Genomic DNA, 17,982 nt, shown 5'->3' on the forward strand with positions numbered 1-17,982 from the left:
CGCCACCGCCGCGAACGTCTCGTACGTGCCCTGCAGGATCCCCTGGGTGCCGATGTAGATCCACGAACCGGCCGTCATCTGCCCGTACATGGTCAGCCCCAGTTGCTCCAGGCGCCGGAACTCCTCCCAGTTCGCCCAGTCCCCCACCAGATTGGAGTTGGCGATCAGGACACGCGGGGCCCACTCGTGCGTCTGCATGACACCCACCGGGCGGCCGGACTGCACCAGCATCGTCTCGTCCTGCTTCAGCGTCCGCAGGGTGCGCACCATCGCGTCGAAGGAGCGCCAGTCGCGGGCCGCCTTGCCGGTGCCGCCGTAGACGACGAGCTTGTCGGGGTGCTCGGCGACCTCCGGGTCCAGGTTGTTCTGGAGCATCCGCAGGGCGGCCTCCTGCTGCCAGCCGAGGGCGGAGAGTTCCGTGCCGCGGGCCGCGCGGACGGGGCGTGCGCCTGTCATGGGGGTGTCCTTTCGAAAGAGCGGGATGGCGGGGGTCAGCGGAGCCGGCCGGTGACCGACTCGGCGGCGCGCAGGGCCTCGCCCGAGGCCACGTACTGCACGGCCGCCTCGATCTCGGGCGCGAGGTAGCGGTCGGTGCCGGGGCCCGGTACGTCCGTGCGGAGACCCGCGACGACCGCGGCGGTGGCCGGGGCCGGGGTGAGCGGGGCGCGGAGGTCCAGGGCGCGGGCCGCGGTGAGGATTTCGATCGCGATGACGCGGGTGAGGCCGTCGATCGCCTTGCGCAGCTTGCGCGCCGCCGCCCAGCCCATGGAGACATGGTCCTCCTGCATGGCGCTGGAGGGGATGGAGTCGACCGAGGCGGGGGCCGCGAGGCGCTTGAGCTCGGAGACGATCGCGGCCTGGGTGTACTGGGCGATCATGTGGCCGGAGTCGACGCCGGGGTCGTCGGCGAGGAACGCGTTGAGGCCGTGGTTGCGGGCCACGTCCAGGAAGCGGTCCGTGCGGCGCTCGGCTATCGAGGCGACGTCGGCGACGGTGATCGCGAGGAAGTCCAGGACGGCGGCGACCGGGGCGCCGTGGAAGTTGCCGTTGGACTCGACGCGGCCGTCGAGGGTGACGACGGGGTTGTCGACGGCGGCGGCGAGCTCGCGGGAGGCCACCAGTTCGGCGTGGCCGAGGGTGTCGCGGGCCGTGCCGTGGACCTGGGGCGAGCAGCGCAGCGAGTACGCGTCCTGCACGCGCGTGCACTCCGGGCCGCGGTGGCTGGCGACGATCGCGGAGTCGGCGAGTACGGCACGGAGGTTGGCGGCGCTGTCGGCCTGGCCGGGGTGCGGGCGCAGGGCCTGGAGGTCGGCGGCGAAGACCGCGTCCGTGCCGAGCTGGCCCTCGACGCTCATGGCGGCGCCGAGGTCGGCGGTGGCCAGCAGCCGGCGCAGGTCGTGGCAGGCCAGGACGAGGGTGCCGAGCATCCCGTCGGTGCCGTTGATGAGGGCCAGGCCCTCCTTCTCGTGCAGGACGACCGGCTCGATGCCGGCGGCGGCGAGCGCCTCGGCGGCCGGGCGCAGCACGCCGTCGGCGTCGCGGACCTCGCCCTCGCCCATGACGGCGAGCGCGCAGTGGGCGAGCGGGGCGAGGTCGCCGGAGCAGCCGAGGGAGCCGTATTCGCGGACGACCGGGGTGATGCCGGCGTTGAGGAGGTCGGCGTAGGCCTGCGCCGTTTCGAGGCGGACGCCGGTACGGCCGGTGGCGAGGGTGGACAGACGCAGCAGCATGAGCGCGCGGATCACCTCGCGCTCGACCTCGGGGCCGGAGCCGGCGGCGTGCGAGCGGACCAGGCTGCGCTGGAGCTGGGCGCGGAGTTCGGTGGGGATGTGCCGGGTGGCGAGGGCGCCGAAGCCGGTCGAGACGCCGTAGTGCGGGGTGACGTCGTCGGCCAGGGCCTCGATGACCTTGCGGCTGCGGGTGATCTCTTCCTGCGCCGCGGGGGAGAGCGTGACGGGGGCGCCGTGGCGGGCGACGGCCACGACATCGTCGGCGGAAAGCGCGCCGACGTCGATAACAACAGTTGACATGCCTCAATGAAGCACCAGGTCAGACCTACTGTTCCATGCCTCACGGAGGCTTTCTGTCTGGGATCCCAGACACTTGCCACGGCCCGGGACGATGCGGCAGGGAGCGCCCCTTCAGGGGCGCGGGGAACTGCGCGAGCAACCACGACGGCGGGGACGCCGGGCGCCGACCCGCACCCCCACGGCGATTACTCTCGGGCCATGGCAACCGTCCCCGCAGCCGCCCAGGTCCTGGCGATCCTCCGGTATCTCGCCGGCCAGCTCGGGCCGGTCCCGGCGGCCGCGATCAGCCGCGACGTAGGTCTGCCCCGCTCGACCACGTACCACCTCCTCGACACCCTCGCGCAGGACGGATTCGTGGCGCATCTACCGGACGAACGCCGGTACGGCCTCGGCGTCAGCGCCTTCGAACTCGCCTCCGGGTACAGCCGCCAGGCGCCCTTCCAGCGGCTGGCGCGGGCGCCGCTGACGGCGCTGGTCGACCGCACGGGGCACAGCGCGCACCTCGCGGTGCTGCACGGCCGCGAGGTCATCTACGTCATCGAGGAGCGGGCGCCGGGGCGGGCGCCGCTGGTGACGGAGGTCGGCGTGCGGCTGCCCGCGCACCTGACGGCCAGCGGCCGGGCCATGCTCGCGCGGCTGCCGCGCGCCCAGGTCCGCGCGCTGTTCCCGGACCCGTCCGCGTTCGTCGTCCGGCACGGCATCGGTCCCGGCTCGCTCTCCGCGCTGCGCCATCTGCTGGTGGAGGTGCGGCGCCGCGGGTACGCCACGGAGGAGGGCGAGGTCACCCCGGGCTTCTCCTCGGTCGCGGCGCCGGTGCTCGACCACGGCGCGCACCCGGTCGCCGGGGTGGCCGTGACCTACCCCGCCGCCGAGGTGTCGGCGGACCAGCAGGCGGGCATCGCCGAGCAGGTGGCCCGTACCGCCCGGGACCTGACGCTGCGGATCGGGGGGACGCTGCCGGTGCCGTAGGGCCGGCGTCCCGTAGGACCCGCGTCTCACGGGTGCATGCGCGCACCCTTGACGATCTTGTCGACGGCGTTCTTCGGCCCGTACACGGCCAGGCCCACGAGGTCGAGCTGATCCCGGCCGACCGCCCGTACGGCGGCCCGGTTGTCCCGGTCGTTGCCGGTCGCGAAGAGGTCGGAGGTGAACACCGAGAGGGCGACGCCACGGCTGAGCGCCCGGCCGTGCGAGGCGGTGAGCGCCTCCTTCGTACCCTCGAAGACCAGCACGGGCTGGCGGAACATCCGCAGGTAGTCGTTGCCGTCGGCGTCCGCGTACGGCTCCCCGATCACGTCGGGGACCTCCGTACCGATACCGCTGACGAGGAAGGCGGTGACGTTCAGCCGCTGCCAGGTCTCCAGGTCCTCGCGCAGCAGGACGGCGATCTTGGTGTCGAAGCGGACGGGTGTGTGCGCGGTGGTGTTCGGGGATTCCATATCGCGGATTCTTCCGATCCGCCCCGCGCCCGGTCTTGTACGTTCTTTGCATGGTCAGCCGTCCTCGCCCGCAGGTCACGGCCTGGCGTCCGGCGGTGGCCGGCATCGCCGAGGTCTACCACGCGCATCTGACCGGCCACGCCTATCCCATGCACACCCACGACGCGTGGACGCTGCTCATCGTCGACGACGGCATGGTGCGCTACGACCTGGACCGGCACGAGCACGGCGCGCTGCGGTCGGGCGTCACGCTGCTGCCCCCGCACGTACCGCACAATGGCTCGCCGATCACACCGGAGGGCTTCCGCAAGCGCGTGCTCTACCTCGATCCCGAGGCGGCGGGCCTGGGCGAGGAGTACATCGGGCTCGCGGTCGACACGCCCGTACTGGAGGACGTCACGCTGCGCGACCGAATCCACCGGCTGCACGACGCCCTCGTCCTGCCCGGCGAGGAGCTGGAGGCCGAGAGCCGGCTCATGGGCGTCGCCGAGCGGCTGCGGCGGCACTTGACGCGGCGCGCTGTGCCGGCCGCGCCGCCCGCCGCCGGTCCGGGCCTCGCCCGGCAGCTGCGGGACCTGCTCGACGCGCGCCTCGGCGAGGGGCTGACGCTCCAGGAGGCGTCCGGCCTGCTGCACGCCCATCCGGCACATCTCGTACGGGCGTTCAGCCGCGAGTTCGCCATCAGTCCGCACCAGTACCTCACCGCGCGCCGCGTCGACCTCGCGCGGCGGCTGCTGCTGGACGGCATGGCGCCGCGGGACGCCGCGGCCGCCGCGGGCTTCCACGACCAGCCGCATCTCACCCGGCACTTCAAGCGTGTCCTCGGCGTTCCGCCGGGGCACTTCACTCCCCGGTACCCGGCTCCAGCGCCGTCACGGTGAACTCGCCGCCGCAGACCCGCAGCCCGGAGGTGCGCAGGGTCATCGACTCCTTGGAGCCGGGCGGGTAGGTCTGGAGGAGGTACGGGCTCTTCCAGCACGGGGTGTCCTTCAGGCCGTCCTGGATGGTGTGCAGTACGGCGTACGCGCTGCCGCCCGGCTTCAGGGTGACGGCCGTGCCCGCCGCGCCCTCGCGGGTGGCGGGGCGGCCGATGATCTGGCCGTCGCGCTGGATCAGCGAGACGCCGGGGTAGCCGCGCAGCGTGCAGGAGGTCTTGCCGTTGTTGGTGAACACCAGCGGGTAGCGGATGTTGCCCGCGCCCACGTCGGCGCGGCCCAGGCGCAGACCCATTCCGGAGGCCGTGCAGCGGTCGGAAGAGGTGTCGGTGGACGCGGCGGAGGCGGTGCGCGCCGAGGCGGTACGCACGGCGGTGCCCTTCGCGGCCTGGCCGGAGGGGGACTTGGCGGCGGCCGAGCTGCCGCCGTCGGCCGCGGCGGACGACGATCCGGAGGCGGCCGCGGAGGACGAGCCCGAAGCCGGCCCCGAGTCGGAAGCGGCGGCGGACGAGGCGGCCGAGGCGCCGGTCTTGACGCCGGAACCGTCGTCCTGACAGGCGGTGAGCGCGAGCGCGGCAGCGGCGGCGATCACCGTGGCGGTGGCGGCCTTGCGGCCGCGGCGGAGGCTGGTGTGGTGCGACATGGAAATCCCCTTACCGGGTCGGTACGTACGGTCCTTTCGGTCCCGCACCATCTACCTTGCCGAGTCCCACTGATGAGCCACTAACACACCACTAACGTGCCGTTCACGCCATCGGTCGGACCGCTTCGTAAAGCCGCGCCAGCAGCTCGTCCAACTCCTTCACCGTAGCGCCGTCCACCAGCCGGCGGAGGAAGAGCACCGGTAGCGTCCGCGGGTCTGCGGCCCTTCCGTACCCGTGGCTGGCTGGCGGAGAACTGAACCGCAGCTAAACTTAACCGGTTTTGCTCCAACTGTTGTACGTGCCGAAGTCTCGTTCTAGCCTCGCTGCCAGCCGCCGGTCGAAGGGGATTTCCTTCCCCGTCTCTTTCGACGCGAGGACGCCAATGAGCGTCCCCGGCGGTGAATTGACGTCCCGCTGCCCGGCGTGAGCCGCTGTATCCACAACCCGGGCAGCAGGATATCCAACCGGCTCGAACATGTCCCTTTCCGGTCTGCCGGCGCCTCGCCGGGACGGACCGCACGAGCCACCACCCTGGGAGCAGCATGAGGAAGAGACTGGCCACCGCAGCGGGAGCGTTACTGGCCCTGGCCGCCGCTGTCCTGGCCGCACCCTCCCCCGCGCAGGCCGATACGCGGGCCGAGACACCGACCGAGACGCGGACCGCACCGGGCTTCCATGTCGCCGACGGCCGGCTTCTGGACGCGAACGGCGAGGAGTTCGTCCTGCGCGGCGTCAACCACGCCCACGCCTGGTATCCCACCAGGACCGCGCAGGCCCTGAAGGACGTCAAGGCGCTGGGCGCCAATTCCGTGCGCGTGGTGCTCGCCACGGGCGACCGCTGGACCAAGAACGACACCGCCGATGTCGCGGCCGTCGTGTCGCAGTGCAAGCAGAACCGGCTCGTCTGCGTCCTGGAGGCGCACGACACCACCGGCTACGGCGAGCAGGCTGGAGCCGTCACGCTCTCCCGCGCGGTCGATTACTGGATCAGCATCAAGGACGCGGTGCAGGGTCAGGAGAAGTACGTCCTCCTGAACATCGGGAACGAGCCGTACGGCAACGGCGCTTCCGGAGCCACGTCGTGGACCGCCGACACCGAGAACGCGATCGGCCGAATGCGGGCGGCCGGATTCGCGCACACGCTCATGGTCGACGCCCCCAACTGGGGCCAGGACTGGTCCTTCACGATGCGCGACCATGCCGCGGAGGTATTCGCCGCGGACCCCGCGAAGAACACGGTGTTCTCCGTCCACATGTACGGCGTATTCAACACCGCCGACAAGGTGAAGGACTACCTCAATCGGTTTACCACTCAGCATCTTCCCCTCGTCGTCGGGGAATTCGGCGACCTGCACTCGGACGGTGATCCGGACGAGGCCGCCATCATGTCCACCGCGCAGCAGCTCGGGGTGGGGTACCTCGGCTGGTCGTGGAGCGGCAACGGCGGCGGTGTCGAGTACCTGGACATGGCCAGCGGTTTCGACGCCGCGCACCTCACTCCCTGGGGGCAGCGCATTTTCGACGGCGCCGACGGCATCAAGCAGACCGCCAAGGAAGCCGGCATCTTCGGCGACAGCGGTACACCCGCCGGGAGTTGCGCGGTCAGTTACCGCATCAGTGACTGGGGCAACTGGTTCAACGCGGACGTCACCATCCGCAACACCGGCACGACGGCCGTCAAGGGCTGGCAGCTCGCGTTCGCCTTCCCCGGCGGCCAGCAGCTCAACCAGGCGTGGAACGCCAAGGCCGTCCAGCAGGGCAGCGAGGTCCGGGCCGCCCATGAGTCCTGGACGGAGACCATCCCGGCCGGAGGCACGGTGAGCTTCGGCTTCAACGGTTCTTCCAGCGGCACCAACGGCGTCCCGGCCGCCTTCGCTCTCAACGGCAGTACCTGCGCGAAGAGCTGACATCCGTCGCCCGGCATGGCAGAGGGCCGCGTCCGCACCGGACGCGGCCCTTTCCGTCTCACGGGGAATGCGTGATCACGGGGAATGCGTGCCCGGCGCCGGAGCGGTGGAACCGCGCGGGGTCAGCGACGGCGTCGGCACCTGAAGGCCCGCGGTGTGCACGCCGCCGATCACGTCGAAGAGCACGCGCGCCACCTCGGCGCCGAAGTGCTGCACGTCGTGGCTCATGGCCGACATCGTCGGGTGGGTGATCCGGCACAGCTGGGAGTCGTCCCACGCCAGCAGCGACAGATCGTCGGGGACGGTGCAGCCCATTTCCGCCGCGACGCCCGCCCCCGCGACCGCCATGATGTCGTTGTCGTAGACGATCGCGGTGGGCCGGTCGGCGGCGAGCAGCAGGGTGCGGGTGGCGCGGGCACCCTCCCTCTCGTCGAAGCCGGTGGCGATCTGCCGCGCCTCCTCCAGGCCCAGTTCCCGTGTCGTCGCGTCGAAGGCGCGGGCCCGGATGGCGCTGTGCCCGAGGTCGGCCGGGCCGCCGACGCGCGCGATGCGCCGGTGGCCGAGCGCCGCCAGATAGCGGACGGCCTCCGCGACCGCGGACGCGTCGTCCGTCCACACCGCCGGGAAGGGGCCGGTGAGGGACGGGTGGCCGACAGCGACCGCGGGCAGGCCGAGCCCCCGCAGGGCGGGCACCCGGGGATCCTCCTCGCGGAAGTCCACCAGGATCGCGCCGGCGATCATCCGGCCGCGCCACCACTCCTTGTAGACCGCGACCTCCTCGTCGAGGTCGCGCACCAGCCGCAGCAGCAGCGAGCAGGACCGCTCCGCCAGGACGCTCTCGATGCCCGAGATGAAGTCCATGTAGAACGGCTCCAGGCCGAGCAGCCGGGCCGGCCGGCACAGGGCCAGCCCGACGATGTCGACCCGCTGGCTGGAGAGGCTGCGGGCGGTGGCACTCGGCGCCCAGCCCAGCTCCCGGGCCACCGCGAAGATCCGCTCACGGGTGGCCTGGGAGACGCCGGGCTTGTGGTTGAAGGCGAGCGACACCGCCCCCTTGGACACCCCGGCCCGGGCCGCGACGTCCTTGATCGTGACCCGCTCCGTGGTGCCGCTCACGCCGGTTCCACACAGAACAGGGCGGACCTGACGTCGTCGGCGGTGACGGCGCCGCAGCCGTCCACACGGATGCGTGTCCGCTCGCCGGGCAGCAGGGTCTGCGGGCCGCTGTCGCAGCCGGCGGCCGGGCCGAGCCGGTCGGGCTGGAGCAGCAGGTCTTTGACGAGGGTATGGGCGCTCACCACGACGTCGACCTTATCCCGCTCCCCCGGTACGGGCTCCAGCCGGACGTCGAAGCGGGGCCGGAGGTGCGCGAAGTCCTTGTCGGGTACGGGGAAGTGCAGGGCGCGCAGCCCGTCGGCGTCGGCGACCAGGAACTCCTTCGCGGACCGCGCGTCCGGTACGAGGTCTTCGGGCACCGCGAGCCTGGCGACGGTACGGGGCTCCGCGGTCACCTCGAGGGCGGTCTCACCGACCGTGGCTCCGTCCGCCGCCACCCGCCGCAGCGTCACCGTCGTACGCCAGGGCTCGGCGGACTGGTTCACCGCGGCGAGTACGGGGCCGTCCGCCCCCGGCTGCAGGGTGAGGAGCCGGTCCGCGTACACCCGGCGCAGCTCGTGGTGGAGGGGCTTCAGGCGGCCGTCGCTGTCGATGGCGGCCCAGGAGGTGACGGGCCAGCAGTCGTTGAGCTGCCAGACGACCGTGCCGGCGCACACGGGCCAGTGCGAGCGCCAGTGCTCGATGCCCGCCGCGACCGCCCGGGCCTGCACGAGCTGGGTCAGGTAGTGCCAGCGGTCGAAGTCCTCCGCGGGCAGTGCGAAGTGGCGGGCGACGCCGCGGTTCAGCTTGCCGTTGCCGTCCTCGGCCTTCTGGTGGTGGAGCATGCCCGGGGAGTCGGGAGCCAGGTCCTCGCCGGGCAGGGCACGCCGCAGGGTGGTCAGCGCGGGCGGTGCCTGCCAGCCGAACTCGGCGACGAACCGCGGCACATTGGCACGGTATTCGGCGTAGTCCTGGCGGTTCCACACCTCCCACGAGTGGTACGTGCCGTGGGCGGGGTCGTTGGGGTGGTGATCCCACGAGCCGGACCAGGGGCTGCCTGCCGCGTACGGGCGGGTGGGGTCCAGCTCGGCGACGATGCGCGGCAGCAGGCCGAGGTAGTACCCCTCGCCCCAGGAGTCGCCGGCGAGGGCACCCTCCCAGTCCCAGTCGCGAAAGCCCCACAGGTTCTCGTTATTGCCGTTCCACAGGACCAGCGAGGGGTGCGGCATGAGCCGGACAACGTTGTCGCGCGCCTCGGCCTCGACCTCGCCGCGCAGCGGCTGTTCCTCCGGGTAGGCGGCGCAGGCGAAGAGGAAGTCCTGCCAGACCATCAGCCCGAGTTCGTCGCAGACGTCGTAGAAGGCGTCGTCCTCGTAGATGCCGCCGCCCCACACCCGTACGAGGTCGACGTTGGCGTCGGCGGCCTGGGTGAGGCGCGTGCGGTAGCGCTCGGGGGTGATCCGGGAGGGGAAGGCGTCGTCGGGGATCCAGTTGACGCCGCGGGCGAAGGTGCGTACGCCGTTGACCACGAGGGTGAAGCCGGTGCCGTGCTCGTCGGCCGAGCGGTCCAGCTCGACGGTACGGAAGCCGATCCGGCGGTGCCAGGTGTCCAGCGGGCCGCCCTCGTCGTCGCTCAGGGTGAGGTCGAGGTCGTACAGGGGCTGTTCGCCGTAGCCGCGGGGCCACCACAGGCGCGGGTCCGGCACCTCCAGGCGCAGCACCGCCTCATCGCCGGTCAGTACGGCCTCGGCGCGGGCGCCGGCCACCCCGGCCTCGGCGCGCAGCGTGCGCCCCCGCCCCTGCGCGGTGCGCTCGATCTCCAGCCGCACCTCCACCCGGCCGGTGCCCTCGTCCACGGTGACCAGCGGGCGGACGTGGGCGATGCGGGCGGTGGACCAGTGCTCCAGCCGCACCGGCCGCCAGATGCCGGCGGTCACCAGCGTGGGCCCCCAGTCCCAGCCGAAGTTGCAGGCCATCTTGCGGATGTACTGCGACGGCTCCGGGTAGACGTTGGGCCGGTCCCCCGTGCCGGCACGGACGGCCGCGGCCTCGTCGTAGGCGGAGGCGAAGCGGACCTCCAGCTGCCCGGTGCGGCCCGTGACGTCGAACCGGTAACGGCGGTGCATGTTGCGGGTCGTGCCGACCGGGCGTCCCCCCAGGGTGAGGTACGCGGCCGTGTCCAGGCCGTCGAAGACCAGGTCGGTGCGCTCGTGCGCGCTGTCGTGGTCGAGGTGGCGGACGTAGGTCCACGCGCGGTGGCCCACCCAGGCGACGTCGGTCTCGTTGCGGCCCAGGAACGGATCGGGGATGGCTCCGGCGGTCAGCAGATCGGTGTGGACGCAGCCGGGCACCGTGGCCTTCAACAGGTCCTCGCCGTGGCGCAGGCTCCAGCCCTCGGTGAGCTGGGTGATGTCCTTCATGGTGCGGCTCCAATCGCCCGACTCGGGCAGGTGGACGGACAACGGCGGACAACCTAACCCGCTGACCAGGCCGTGTCCATAAACCGGTCTAGTTCTCGCCCTCGTTCTGCACCGACCAGTTGTTGCATGTGAGGACCTACAGCCTCGACCCTTCGGTAACGATTGGGCATCGTGCTGGAAATCTGCGCTTTACCGGTTAACACATGGCTGACATAGTGCCGACATCCCACGCGCAGAGCTGAGCCGCGATCATGAAGGAGCTGGGCACATGGGGAAGAAGAAGACGTTCACGGGAGCGCTTCTGGCCGCCGCGATCATGACCGTCGCGGGATGCAGTGGCCAGGGCGCGGCGTCCGGGGAGACGGCGAAGGCACCCGCCGACCCCGCCGACGCCTCGGGCACCATCAAGGTGCTGACCCACCGCACCGACCTCGTCCAGAACGGGACGATGGCCAAGTACGCCGCCGAGTTCAACAAGACCTACCCCAAGGTGAAGGTGAAGTTCGAGGCCCTCACCGACTACGAGGGGGAGGCCAAGATCCGGATGAACACCGACGACTACGGCGACGTCCTGATGATCCCGGCCGCCCTCGCCAAGAACGACTACCCGAAGTTCTTCGCCCCGCTGGGCAGCGCCGGGGAGCTGGGCGGCAAATACCGCTTCAGCGACAAGGCCGAGGTCGGGGGCAAGGCGTACGGCATCAGCACCTTCGGCACCGCCAACGGCTTCCTCTACAACAAGGCGGTCTGGAAGAAGGCCGGCATCACCAAGTGGCCCACCACGCCCCAGCAGTTCATCGGCGACCTGAAGACGATCAAGTCCAGGACGGACTCGGTGCCGTACTACACGAACTTCAAGGACGGCTGGCCGCTGACCTCGTGGAGCAACAACATCGGCTCCGTCACCTGTGACGCCAAGGCCAACGACAAGCTGGCCGCGTCCGCCGCGCCCTGGGCCAAGGGCAGCGATCTGCACGTGATCGACACGCTGCTGTACGACACCGTCAAGGGCGGCCTGTCCGAGAAGGACCCCAACACCACCAACTGGGAAGCGTCCAAGGACATGGTCGCCCAGGGCAAGGTCGCCACCATGCAGCTGGGCTCCTGGGCCATCAACCAGATGCGCGACGCGGCCCGGAAGGACGGCACCGACCCCGACGACATCGGCTTCATGCCCTTCCCGGCGCAGCAGGACGGCAAGTACTGCGCCATCCTCGCCTCCGACTACCAGCAGGCGGTCAACATCCACTCCGGCCACAAGACGGCCGCACGGGCCTGGATCGACTGGTTCACGGAGAAGTCCGGCTTCTCGGCGAAGGAGGGCGCCGTGCCCGCACTGAAGTCCGCTCCCCTGCCCAGCACTCTCAAAGATTTCGTTGACAACGATGTCAGGACCCTGGAACGCTCCGAGGCGAAGACCGGCCAGGTGAACGCGATCGACAACGCGGCCGAAATCGGCCTGAACAAGCCGGACTACCGCCAGAAGCTCATCGACACCGCGCGTGGCGCGCAGCAGGGCAGCCTCGATGGCTTCTTCGCGGACCTCGACAAGCGGTGGCACGAGGCGGCCGGCACCGTCGCTCCCTGACCCCGGCCGGCCCCTCTTCCCTCAGCCGTCACCGGCCCCGCCCGGACCAGCGGACGGGGCCGACCGCCCGTCGCAGATCAGCGGACGATGAAAGGCCCGACATGACCGAGACAACCCACGCGGCACCCGTGAAGGTGCCGCGCGCCACCGCCCCGCCTCCCGAGACCGCGCGCCGCTCCTCGCCTCCGGGCGGCACTCTGCTGCGCCGCGTCACCCCGTGGCTCTTCCTCGCGGTTCCCCTGGTCCTGCTGGTCACGTTCACCTACGTGCCGGTGGGCAACATGATCTATTACAGCTTCACGGACTGGGACGGGGTCAGCCCGGACCGCAACTTCACGGGCGTCGCCAACTACGCGCAGCTGTTCACCCGGCCCGAGCTGTTCCGGGTCTTCTTCGTCAGCTTCTACTACCTCGCGGCGTCCGTCGTGCAGATCGCCATCGCGCTGTACTTCGCGACCGTGCTCAGCTTCGACCTGCGCTTCAGGAATTTCTTCAAGGGCATCCTGTTCTTCCCCTACCTGATCAACGGGGTCGCCATCGGCTTCGTCTTCCTGTACTTCTTCCAGGACGGCGGCACCCTCGACTCGGTGCTGTCCTGGTTCGGGGCCGGCAGCGGCCACGCCTGGCTGGGCGACCCCGAGTCGGCGAACACCTCGCTCGCCGGGGTGTCCGTCTGGCGCTTCACCGGCCTCAACTTCGTGCTCTTCCTCGGCGCGATCCAGTCGATCCCCGGCGAGCTCTACGAAGCGGCCCAGCTCGACGGCGCGAGCAGGTGGCAGCAGTTCCGGCACATCATCGCGCCGAGCATCAAGCCCGTACTCAGCCTGAGCGTCATCCTGGCGATCTCCGGGTCGCTGTCGGTGTTCGAGATTCCCTACATCATGACCGGCGGCGCGACCGGCACCACGACCTTCGTCGTCCAGACGGTCAAGCTCGCCTTCCAGTTCAACAAGACGGGCCTGGCGTCGGCCGCCGCCGTCGTGCTGCTCCTGATCATCCTGCTGATCACCTGGATCCAGCGCCGCCTCGTACCCGACGAGAAGGTGGACCTCGTATGACCACGCCCCTGCCCGTACGGCGCCGCCGGCTCGCGCCCGCCCTGACCTACCTGTCGCTGAGCGTCGCGTCGCTGGTCGTCCTCGTCCCGCTCGTCGTCGTCCTCCTCACCTCCCTGAAGACCTCCAGGGAGGTGGCCGACGGCGGCGCCCTGTCGCTGCCCGGCGACTGGCTCAACTTCGGCAACTACGTCACGGCGTTCACCGACGGCAAGATGCTGTCCGCCTTCGCCAACACCGCGCTCATCCTGCTGTTCTCCGTCACGGGAACGGTGCTCATCGGCTCGATGACCGCGTACGCCATCGACCGCTTCGACTTCCGGGCGAAGAAACCGGTCATGGCGCTGTTCCTGATCGCCACCCTCATACCCGGGGTCACCACCCAGGTCGCGACCTTCCAAGTGGTCAACAGCTTCGGCCTGTTCAACAGCCTCTGGGCGCCGATCCTGCTGTACATGGGGACGGACATCGTCTCGATCTACATCTTCCTGCAGTTCATCCGCGGCATCCCGGTCTCGCTCGACGAGGCCGCGCGCCTGGACGGGGCGAACTCCCTCACCATCTACTGGAAGATCATCCTGCCGCTGCTCAAACCGGCGATCGCCACGGTCGTCATCATCAAGGGGATCACCGTCTACAACGACTTCTACATCCCCTTCCTCTACATGCCCTCCGAAGACCTCGGCACCATCTCCACGGCGCTCTTCCGCTTCAAGGGCCCCTTCGGCGCGCACTGGGAGAACATCTCGGCCGGCACCATCCTGGTGATCGTCCCGACCCTGCTCGTGTTCCTCTTCCTCCAGCGCTACATCTACAACGGCTTCGCGCAGGGCGCGACCAAATGACACCGTCCGGCGCCGCGGTCACCGCCCGCCGAAGTCCGGCAGTGCCATGCGGCAGATGCGGGCCCAGGTGGAGGCGTACTGCTTGATGAGCGGGCCGGTGGTGTACGGGATGCCGTGCGCGGTGAGCGTTTCGCGGACCCGGGGAGCGATCTCCGCGTAGCGGTTGCTGGGCAGGTCCGGGAAGAGGTGATGTTCGATCTGGTGACTGAGGTTGCCGGTGAGGATGTGGAAGACGGCGCCGCCCTCCAGGTTGGCCGAGCCGAGCGCCTGGCGCTGGTACCACTGGCCGCGGGTCTCGTTCTCGATCTCCTCTTCGGTGAAGGAGCGGACGCCGTCGGGGAAGTGGCCGCAGAAGATCACCGCGTGCGCCCACAGGCTGCGCGCGGTGTTGGCGGTGAAGTTGCCGAGCAGGCAGGGCACGGCGGAGGGCCCGGCGAGCAGCGGGAAGAGCAGGTAGTCCTTGGCGGCCTGGCGGGCGGCCTTGCGCGCCGTGTTCGTGGCATCGCGGAGGAAGGCCCGCAGGGGCTTGCGGCGTTGGAGTACGGCGTCGGCCTCCAGGTCGTACAGGGCCGCCAGCCACTCGAAGAAGGGCGCACTCAGGGCCGTGTAAAGGGGTTGGAAGAGGTAGACGGGGTGCCACGGCTGGTCCTTGCTCATCCGCAGGACGGTGAAGCCGAGGTCGCGGTCGCGGCCGACGACGTTGGTCCAGCTGTGGTGGATGTTGTTGTGGGTGTGTTTCCAGGCGTCGGAGGGGGTGGGGTTGTCCCACTCCCAGGTGGTGGAGTGGATCGCCGGGTCGCGCATCCAGTCCCACTGGCCGTGCATGATGTTGTGCCCCAGTTCGAGGTTCTCCAGGATCTTGGCGGTGGCCAGGGCGGCGGTGCCGGCGAGCCAGGCCGGCGGCAGCACGGACACGGCCAGGGCCGCGCGCCCGCCGATCTCCAGTCGGCGGTGGACGGCCACGACGGTGTGGATGTAGCGGGCGTCCTCGGCGCCACGACGGGCCAGGACATCGGCACGGATACGGTCGAGTGCGCGGCCGAGGCCTTCGGTGTCCGTGCCGCGCGGCGGCGCGTCGGACGGGTCGGTCGCGTCGGACGGGTCGGACGGGGCGGCCCGGTCGGGCAGGGCCGGATCGGTCGGAACGACTGTGGCCATGGTGGAGGCTCCTCCGGTGAGGCGCGCAGGGACGCACAGGACGATGCGAGGGTTCAAGAGCTCACAGGTCGAGGGTGACGGGGCCGTGCGGGGCCGAGACGCAGGTCTGGATCAGGTCGCCCGGCTCGCCGTGCACCTGGCCGGTGCGCAGGTCGCGGACCCGGCCGTGCAGGAGCGGGCTGACGCAGCCGTAACAGATGCCCATGCGGCAGCCGCTCGGCATGGCCACCCCGGCGGCCTCTCCGGCGTGGAGCAGCGGCGTACCGGGGCCGGTGTCGGCCGTCACGTCGCTTGCCGCGAAGTGCACCCGTGTGCCGCCCTGGCCCTTTCCGCCGACGGTGCCGGACGGCGGGGGCGGTGCGGGGCGGAAACGCTCGATGCGGAGGCGGTCCGCGAGTCCTTCCGCGGCCCAGTGGCGTTCGGCGGCCGTCAGCAGGGCGGTGGGGCCGCAGGCCCAGGTGTCGCGCTCCCGCCAGTCCGGGCAGACGGCGGGCAGTAGCGCCGGGGTGAGGTGACCGGCCGGGCGGACACCGGCGCGCGTGTGGTGCTCGTGCAGCCGGAACCAGGGCAGGTGCTCCTCCATCGCCCGCAGTTCCGGTCCGAAGACCGTGCGGGCGGGATCGGGAGCGGAGTGCACCAGCAGCACGTCCGTGCCCGGCGCGAGCCGTGCGCCGCCGGCCAGGGCCCGCAGCATGGCCATGACCGGGGTGATGCCGATTCCGGCGGTGAGTAGCAGCAGCCGCCGGGGAGGCGGGTCGGGCAGGTGGAAGTCGCCCTGGGCCGGGCCGAGGCGCAGCACATCGCCCGGGCGGAGACGGTGGGCCAGGTAGCGGGAGACGCGGCCGTCCGGCAGGGCCTTGACCGTGATCGAGAACGGGGCTCCGGGCGCGCCGGGTGGCGTGGTGAGCGAGTAGGTGCGCCAGTGCAGTACCCCGCCGATCCGCACCCCCACCGGGGTGTACTGCCCGGCCCGGCGTGCGGGCCGCCAGCCGTGACCGGGGCGGATCACCAAGGTCACCGTGTCCGTCGTCGCCGTCCGTACCTCCGCCACCCGTCCGGCCGGACACCGCCGGGACAGCAGCGGATCGGCCAGGGCCAGGTAGTCGTCCGGGAGCAGGGGCGTGGTCAGCCGGCCCGCCGCTCCCAGCGCCAGACGTACCACTCGCTCGGACAGCACGGTGCGGTGCAAGAGATGGACCATGCTCCGGATGTCCTCTCCTCATCGACGAGGAACTCGATCACTGGGACGAGGCAGCACGCGCTACAGCGCGGCAGGCCGTCCACTGTTGCGGGCCCGGGGCGGAAGGCAAAGCGCCAGGGCCGGTATTCCGCCGCGGCCGGACCGTACGCCTGACGGCATTCCGCGGCGATCCCCTGCCGGACGGACCGCCCGACGCACGAACCGGCTGGTCCGCGGACGGCAACGGCGGTCGAGCGTCTTGACCGGAACCCATACCCCCCAAGCCCCCTGGGACTTCCGGCAGCCTGCTGTGGCAGAAACGCTGCGTCCGGAGGGAGCCGATATCTGTGGCCGCGGAGAGAGAATTCGGCGCGAGGCGCGCTGAGGGTTTCTTGTGCGACAGGCGGAGTGGAATTTTTCACCACCCGAGGCCGACCGTACCGTGCTACTGTCGATCTCAGTTGCAGTTGTGGTTCCCGAAAACTTCAAGTGCCCGCACCGTGTTTTTCTGCCGGTGCGAGTGCTTTTGTATTTCCGGTCATTTCCGGCGGGGTAATCATCGCGGCGACGCGGAGTCCGCAAGGTGTGGGCTCCGGGCACTGCCCCGAAGGAGAATTAAAATGGCTGCTGGTACCGTGAAGTGGTTCAACGCGGAAAAGGGCTTCGGCTTCATCGAGCAGGACGGCGGCGGCCCCGACGTCTTCGCCCACTACTCGAACATCGCCGCCCAGGGCTTCCGTGAGCTTCAGGAAGGCCAGAAGGTGAACTTCGACATCGCGCAGGGCCAGAAGGGCCCGACGGCCGAGAACATCGTTCCCGCCTGACGCTGACGCATCATCGCAGCTGGGGCCCGCACCTTGGGGTGCGGGCCCCGGCTCGTTGCTTTTCGGGGCGCCCCCACCCGTGCCGCGCATCGCGCCGCGCACCGCCCCTCTCTCTCCCCCCCGCGGCCCCATTCCTGGACACACACAGTCGCCATAGGGTGCACGCCCCACACAGAACTGCGAATTCAATTCGTTGGTTCCTCGGGGCTTCGATGGCTCGCTCGTTCGGAGCGTGCCAGTTATTCGACCGTGTCGGCTCGTCGACCACCTATCGCCAGGCAGGCCCGCTTTCGCATTTCACTCGGCTCGTTCTCGCAATTCTCCGCTCTGTTGCACTCGCTGCGGGAATTCCTTGGTACGCGCCGCATCAAGGAAGGTTTCGCATGAACCACACACGCACGAACGATCGCTACGGCCGCACTCGCACCGGTAGTACCGGCTCCGGAAAGGGCGGCGGCCGCTTCGGCGCTACGTCTTCTGGCCGTTCCGGCGCTTCGCGACCCAGCCGTTCGGGTGGTTACGGGCGGCAGAAATCCGCGCCTCAGGGTGAGTTCGCGTTGCCGGTGACGGTGACGCCCGGGCTGCCCGCCGTCGAGGCGTTCGCCGATCTGGAGATGCCCGCGCCGCTGCTGGCCGAACTCGGTGCGCAGGGCGTGAGCACGCCGTTCCCGATCCAGGCGGCCACCCTGCCCAACTCCCTGGCCGGCCGCGATGTACTGGGCCGCGGCCGCACCGGCTCCGGCAAGACCCTCGCCTTCGGCCTCGCGCTGCTGGGCCGCACCGCCGGACAGCGCGCCGAGCCGCGCCGCCCGCTGGCCCTGGTCCTGGTGCCCACCCGCGAGCTGGCCCAGCAGGTCACCGA

At 70.6% G+C, this 17,982-nt stretch carries 15 protein-coding genes and 1 pseudogene; 8 read left to right on the forward strand and 8 right to left on the reverse strand.

The genetic code is table 11. The annotated features are described in order from the left end of the window. Both ABT381_RS29435 and hutH read right to left on the reverse strand, forming a co-directional pair. Positions 1–456 (reverse strand): annotated as a pseudogene (locus tag ABT381_RS29435) (urocanate hydratase); the annotation flags it as partial. 35 nt (positions 457–491) lie between these two features. Next, a complete protein-coding gene (hutH, locus tag ABT381_RS29440) occupies positions 492–2,030 on the reverse strand; it encodes a histidine ammonia-lyase (RefSeq protein WP_351599616.1) in 1,539 nt (512 codons plus the stop codon). Between the two features lie 198 nt (positions 2,031–2,228). On the opposite strand from hutH, the gene ABT381_RS29445 reads away from it, so the two are divergent. Further along, the gene (locus tag ABT381_RS29445) at positions 2,229–2,999 is read left to right on the forward strand and encodes an IclR family transcriptional regulator (protein WP_351599617.1); all 771 of its coding nucleotides are present in this window, start codon (positions 2,229–2,231) and stop codon (positions 2,997–2,999) included. A 26-nt stretch (positions 3,000–3,025) separates the two neighbouring features. On the opposite strand, the gene ABT381_RS29450 is transcribed toward ABT381_RS29445, so the two are convergent. Next, positions 3,026–3,469, reverse strand: a complete 444-nt coding sequence (locus tag ABT381_RS29450; RefSeq protein ID WP_351599618.1) for a DUF2000 family protein — start codon at positions 3,467–3,469, stop codon at positions 3,026–3,028. Positions 3,470–3,519: 50 nt separating this feature from the next. Between ABT381_RS29450 and ABT381_RS29455 the strand changes: the two genes are divergently transcribed. Next, positions 3,520–4,350 (forward strand): AraC family transcriptional regulator, encoded by an 831-nt coding sequence (locus ABT381_RS29455; RefSeq protein ID WP_351599619.1) that lies wholly within the window; start codon positions 3,520–3,522, stop codon positions 4,348–4,350. Here the strand turns inward: ABT381_RS29455 and ABT381_RS29460 are convergent. Further along, positions 4,313–5,047, reverse strand: a complete 735-nt coding sequence (locus ABT381_RS29460) for a DUF4232 domain-containing protein (protein WP_351599620.1) — start codon at positions 5,045–5,047, stop codon at positions 4,313–4,315. The two genes, ABT381_RS29455 and ABT381_RS29460, sit on opposite strands and share 38 nt — an antisense overlap. Positions 5,048–5,590: 543 nt before the next feature. On the opposite strand from ABT381_RS29460, the gene ABT381_RS29465 reads away from it, so the two are divergent. After that, entirely contained in the window at positions 5,591–6,955 is a 1,365-nt protein-coding gene (locus ABT381_RS29465; protein ID WP_351599621.1) for a cellulase family glycosylhydrolase, read from the forward strand. A 75-nt stretch (positions 6,956–7,030) separates the two neighbouring features. Here ABT381_RS29465 and ABT381_RS29470 read toward each other — a convergent pair whose 3' ends face one another. Both ABT381_RS29470 and ABT381_RS29475 read right to left on the reverse strand, forming a co-directional pair. Then, a complete protein-coding gene (locus tag ABT381_RS29470) occupies positions 7,031–8,071 on the reverse strand; it encodes a LacI family DNA-binding transcriptional regulator (protein WP_351599622.1) in 1,041 nt (346 codons plus the stop codon). Then, positions 8,068–10,470, reverse strand: coding sequence for a glycoside hydrolase family 2 protein (locus ABT381_RS29475; protein WP_351599623.1), 2,403 nt, complete (start codon positions 10,468–10,470; stop codon positions 8,068–8,070). Before ABT381_RS29475 ends, ABT381_RS29470 begins: the two co-directional genes overlap by 4 nt. A gap of 268 nt (positions 10,471–10,738) precedes the next feature. Between ABT381_RS29475 and ABT381_RS29480 the strand changes: the two genes are divergently transcribed. The 3 genes from ABT381_RS29480 to ABT381_RS29490 all read left to right on the forward strand — a co-directional run bounded on the left by ABT381_RS29480 (position 10,739) and on the right by ABT381_RS29490 (position 13,958). Continuing rightward, positions 10,739–12,058 carry an ABC transporter substrate-binding protein gene (locus ABT381_RS29480; RefSeq protein ID WP_351599624.1) on the forward strand — a complete coding sequence of 440 codons (1,320 nt, stop codon included), beginning with the start codon at positions 10,739–10,741 and terminating at the stop codon, positions 12,056–12,058. A gap of 101 nt (positions 12,059–12,159) precedes the next feature. After that, entirely contained in the window at positions 12,160–13,116 is a 957-nt protein-coding gene (locus ABT381_RS29485) for a carbohydrate ABC transporter permease (RefSeq protein ID WP_351599625.1), read from the forward strand. Then, a complete protein-coding gene (locus tag ABT381_RS29490; protein ID WP_351599626.1) occupies positions 13,113–13,958 on the forward strand; it encodes a carbohydrate ABC transporter permease in 846 nt (281 codons plus the stop codon). The genes ABT381_RS29485 and ABT381_RS29490 overlap by 4 nt, the downstream gene beginning before the upstream one ends. A gap of 18 nt (positions 13,959–13,976) precedes the next feature. Here the strand turns inward: ABT381_RS29490 and ABT381_RS29495 are convergent, their stop codons facing one another. Beyond that, positions 13,977–15,116 (reverse strand): fatty acid desaturase family protein, encoded by a 1,140-nt coding sequence (locus tag ABT381_RS29495; RefSeq protein ID WP_351599627.1) that lies wholly within the window; start codon positions 15,114–15,116, stop codon positions 13,977–13,979. A gap of 61 nt (positions 15,117–15,177) precedes the next feature. Further along, positions 15,178–16,317, reverse strand: a complete 1,140-nt coding sequence (locus tag ABT381_RS29500; RefSeq protein ID WP_351599628.1) for a ferredoxin reductase — start codon at positions 16,315–16,317, stop codon at positions 15,178–15,180. 599 nt (positions 16,318–16,916) lie between these two features. On the opposite strand from ABT381_RS29500, the gene ABT381_RS29505 reads away from it, so the two are divergent. Then, positions 16,917–17,120: a cold-shock protein gene (locus tag ABT381_RS29505; RefSeq protein WP_031141049.1), complete on the forward strand. Its 204-nt coding sequence runs from the start codon at positions 16,917–16,919 to the stop codon at positions 17,118–17,120. A 383-nt stretch (positions 17,121–17,503) separates the two neighbouring features. Further along, positions 17,504–17,982 (forward strand): DEAD/DEAH box helicase (locus ABT381_RS29510; RefSeq protein WP_351599629.1); only part of this gene is annotated, 479 nt, incomplete at its 3' end.

It is taken from the genome of Streptomyces sp. NPDC000151 (assembly GCF_040301705.1).
Taxonomy (GTDB): Bacteria; Actinomycetota; Actinomycetes; order Streptomycetales; family Streptomycetaceae; genus Streptomyces.

What these genes read in the sequence shown, in the direction of transcription:
- ABT381_RS29475 (WP_351599623.1), bottom strand. Translation starts at nt 10,470, where the DNA reads ATGAAGGACATCACCCAGCTCACCGAGGGCTGGAGCCTGCGCCACGGC.
- ABT381_RS29490 (WP_351599626.1), top strand. Translation starts at nt 13,113, where the DNA reads ATGACCACGCCCCTGCCCGTACGGCGCCGCCGGCTCGCGCCCGCCCTG.
- ABT381_RS29465 (WP_351599621.1), top strand. Translation starts at nt 5,591, where the DNA reads ATGAGGAAGAGACTGGCCACCGCAGCGGGAGCGTTACTGGCCCTGGCC.
- ABT381_RS29495 (WP_351599627.1), bottom strand. Translation starts at nt 15,116, where the DNA reads ATGGCCACAGTCGTTCCGACCGATCCGGCCCTGCCCGACCGGGCCGCC.
- ABT381_RS29455 (WP_351599619.1), top strand. Translation starts at nt 3,520, where the DNA reads ATGGTCAGCCGTCCTCGCCCGCAGGTCACGGCCTGGCGTCCGGCGGTG.
- ABT381_RS29480 (WP_351599624.1), top strand. Translation starts at nt 10,739, where the DNA reads ATGGGGAAGAAGAAGACGTTCACGGGAGCGCTTCTGGCCGCCGCGATC.
- ABT381_RS29450 (WP_351599618.1), bottom strand. Translation starts at nt 3,469, where the DNA reads ATGGAATCCCCGAACACCACCGCGCACACACCCGTCCGCTTCGACACC.
- ABT381_RS29500 (WP_351599628.1), bottom strand. Translation starts at nt 16,317, where the DNA reads ATGGTCCATCTCTTGCACCGCACCGTGCTGTCCGAGCGAGTGGTACGT.
- ABT381_RS29485 (WP_351599625.1), top strand. Translation starts at nt 12,160, where the DNA reads ATGACCGAGACAACCCACGCGGCACCCGTGAAGGTGCCGCGCGCCACC.
- hutH (WP_351599616.1), bottom strand. Translation starts at nt 2,030, where the DNA reads ATGTCAACTGTTGTTATCGACGTCGGCGCGCTTTCCGCCGACGATGTC.
- ABT381_RS29445 (WP_351599617.1), top strand. Translation starts at nt 2,229, where the DNA reads ATGGCAACCGTCCCCGCAGCCGCCCAGGTCCTGGCGATCCTCCGGTAT.
- ABT381_RS29505 (WP_031141049.1), top strand. Translation starts at nt 16,917, where the DNA reads ATGGCTGCTGGTACCGTGAAGTGGTTCAACGCGGAAAAGGGCTTCGGC.
- ABT381_RS29460 (WP_351599620.1), bottom strand. Translation starts at nt 5,047, where the DNA reads ATGTCGCACCACACCAGCCTCCGCCGCGGCCGCAAGGCCGCCACCGCC.